The organism is Halomonas sp. C22, assembly GCF_007655045.1.
GTDB classification, from domain to species: Bacteria; Pseudomonadota; Gammaproteobacteria; order Pseudomonadales; family Halomonadaceae; genus Vreelandella; species Vreelandella hamiltonii.
On record NZ_VBVC01000025.1, the window covers coordinates 1 to 1,264 of the forward strand.

Genomic DNA, 1,264 nt, shown 5'->3' on the forward strand with positions numbered 1-1,264 from the left:
TGTAGTGGTCAAGTGTTTTTGGCCACTGAGTTCTGAGCATTCCAGTAATGCTTTTCTGCCACATTCGGCGGCAGTCCATCGTTGCGTTTATGCGGCCTGATGCTGCTGTAATAACTGATCATATAATCAGTGACGGATTGCTTCGCTGCAGCAACATCGGGATAGCTAATCTCTGGCATCCACTCCGACTTGAAGCTCCTGAAGAAGCGCTCTGTCGGGGCGTTGTCCCAGCAATTTCCACGGCGACTTAGGCTCTGGGTCATCTGGTAGCGCCATAGCATCTGTCGGAATGCGAGACTGGTGTACTGGCAGCCCTGGTCTGAATGAGACAGGAGGCCCGATGGCTCCCCTCGCGACTCGTCAGCCATGGTTAGCGCCTTCTTCACTAATTCCGTGTTCGGAGACAAGGACAAGGCCCAGCCTACGGGTTTACGCGCATACAAGTCGATGACTACCGCCAGAGAAGCCCAGCGTGCCCCCGTCCAAAGGTAGGTGATGTCGCCGCACCAGATCTGGTTTGGCTCCGTTACATCGAACTTGCGATCAAGAAGATTCGGAATCTCCAGATGCGGCTGATCAGCCTTCTTGTAAGCATGGCTTGGCGGCTGTGTGCTCACCAGTCCCAGCAGCTTCATCCGCCTGCTAGCCCGGTACCGACTCAGCGGCGTACCAGCCTGCGTGACGATTCTGGCGATGCTGCGAGCGCCGGCAGAACCGTTACTGACGGCATGCTTTCCAAGGACTCTGCCGATCTCGCTAAGCGACTACCCTTTCTTCCATCGAGCCCATAGCTCCTGCTTCTGCTGGCAGGTCAGTCCCCTGGTCTTTGATACTTGCTTCGGCATTCTGAAAGCCCCGATAGTTACCAGAGTGCATTATGTTGCACTGACCGATTGAATCTACCGTAGCCTGTTTTAATATTTCTTTCTCTTTCTCTTTCTCTTTCTCTTCCTCTACCCGCCGCAGCTTGCGCTTCAGTTCCTGAATCTCACGCTGTTCCGGCGTCAGAGCCTCACCTTTCAGCGGTGCCTTGCCTTCTCGCTCAGCCCGAAGTCTGCGTACCCAATACTCAATGGTGGATTTTCCAACTCCCATGGCATCACACGCCGCCTTCAGTGTGTAACCTTGATCGACCACGAGTTGGGCCGCCTCCAGGCGAAACTCCGGGCTGAACGTTCTCTTTTTCGTCATCATCTGCACCTGACTGTCTCTGTGAGTCATCATACACTCAAAGTCAGGTGGCCTGATTCACTATGCCACTACA

Annotated in this window: 1 protein-coding gene; it reads right to left on the reverse strand. The window is 54.3% G+C overall.

The window, feature by feature from the left end:
* Positions 1 to 8: 8 nt before the first annotated feature.
* Positions 9 to 1,191 (reverse strand): IS3 family transposase gene (locus FEU76_RS18860; protein ID WP_446718813.1). Its coding sequence is split into 2 segments (ribosomal slippage): positions 9 to 764 and positions 766 to 1,191, totalling 1,182 coding nucleotides; the frame shifts between segments, so codons are not numbered across the junction.
* Between the last annotated feature and the right edge of the window lie 73 nt (positions 1,192 to 1,264).